This window comes from Neokomagataea thailandica NBRC 106555, assembly GCF_001598495.1.
Classification (GTDB): domain Bacteria; phylum Pseudomonadota; class Alphaproteobacteria; order Acetobacterales; family Acetobacteraceae; genus Gluconobacter; species Gluconobacter thailandicus_A.
Genome location: NZ_BCZB01000072.1, coordinates 1 through 1218 on the forward strand (window position 1 = coordinate 1; position 1218 = coordinate 1218).

The window sequence follows — 1218 nt, forward strand, 5'->3', positions numbered from 1 at the left end:
TAACAGGGCCCAATAAAGTACCCTCTTTCGGACAGGATACACAGCGATTCAGGATGCTGCTTGTGTCAGTGCTTCTTGCACGAAGGCGTTCAAACTCACACCTCGTGCTGCCGCCATTTCAACAACTCGTGCATGTAGTTTTTCAGGTAAACGTACCTGAAATTTACCTGAAAAATGTTTGACTGGAGAAACGCCTATTTCGACGCACATCTCCAGAAATACCTTTAAGGATGTTTCCCCCTCAAGACGGAGACCTGACACGCTGTCAGCGTAAAAATCGGCACCACCGTTGAGGCCCAAAAACTCTCCCCGAAACAAACCGATTTCAGGGTCAAACTGCACAACGGCGCGATGGCCTCCAATCTCTATGATGTTGTTCATGGTTTCGCTCCATGGCTTTCTAACCATTTCCGAACAGATGCAACGGCCCCTTTATCCGTATCCGGTTTCGGATGAGGGCGATGAAAAATGCGAATATCACCAAACAAAACGACGCCGATACGTGATCCTTCACGTTCAGATATCTCCGCCCCCAATGCTCTCAAGAGAGCTTATATGTCTCCCCACGGAATATTTCCGGAGACAGGACGTTTGAAGATGAGTTCCAGCGTTCGCCGGTGCTTCGCTTTCATAGATTTTTGATACTATTTTTTTAGTACCAACCTCAAGATAATTACGATCTGTGGGCTCTATTCGAAAAAAATGGTGCAACATTCATCAAACGGCACAACTGAAAGTTTGCATTTGTATATGGACTCTTCTTTTTCCTGTTACACCCTTGTTACACCCTTGAGACAGATGCGTAGCACCTTTGACGCAGTGTCGAAACAGTCTTGTTATAGTCTTGTAACACTGATATCCTCGTGGCGAGATGAATGAGAGGGCGTTCTACCGATGACATCGATCACACAAAGTGGGCCTATGGCCGCCGCCTGCCGGGAAAGTGCAGGCGAGATGTGGTCGCGTTCATCGATCTATCGCTGGATGGTCACGAATTATGATTTGCTGAAAAGTGCCACCGCAGGTGGACGCGCGAGATGGTCAAAGTTGTGCGATGCCGCCATTGAAGAAGGCTTAACGACGTTTCAGGGAACTCCCCCCAAACCTCAAACCATTCGTATTACTTGGTACCGGGTCCGACAAAGAATTGAGCGCGAAGCGCGTGAGCGTGAGGAAGAATTGGCGGAACGCCGCCGCAAACGAGATGAAGAGACGGCT

General features: G+C 48.6%; 1 protein-coding gene and 2 pseudogenes. 1 reads left to right on the top strand and 2 read right to left on the bottom strand.

From position 1 onward, the window contains the following. Positions 1-48 precede the first annotated feature (48 nt). Together NTH01S_RS11430 and NTH01S_RS12140 are read right to left on the bottom strand one after the other, a co-directional pair. Complete coding sequence (locus NTH01S_RS11430; RefSeq protein WP_068173775.1) at positions 49-381, bottom strand: type II toxin-antitoxin system HicB family antitoxin; 333 nt, start codon at positions 379-381, stop codon at positions 49-51. Next, a pseudogene (locus tag NTH01S_RS12140) lies at positions 378-632 on the bottom strand (type II toxin-antitoxin system HicA family toxin). Before NTH01S_RS12140 ends, NTH01S_RS11430 begins: the two are co-directional and overlap by 4 nt. 262 nt (positions 633-894) lie before the next feature. Between NTH01S_RS12140 and NTH01S_RS11440 the strand changes: the two are divergent. Continuing rightward, positions 895-1218, top strand: a pseudogene (locus NTH01S_RS11440) (hypothetical protein); the annotation flags it as partial.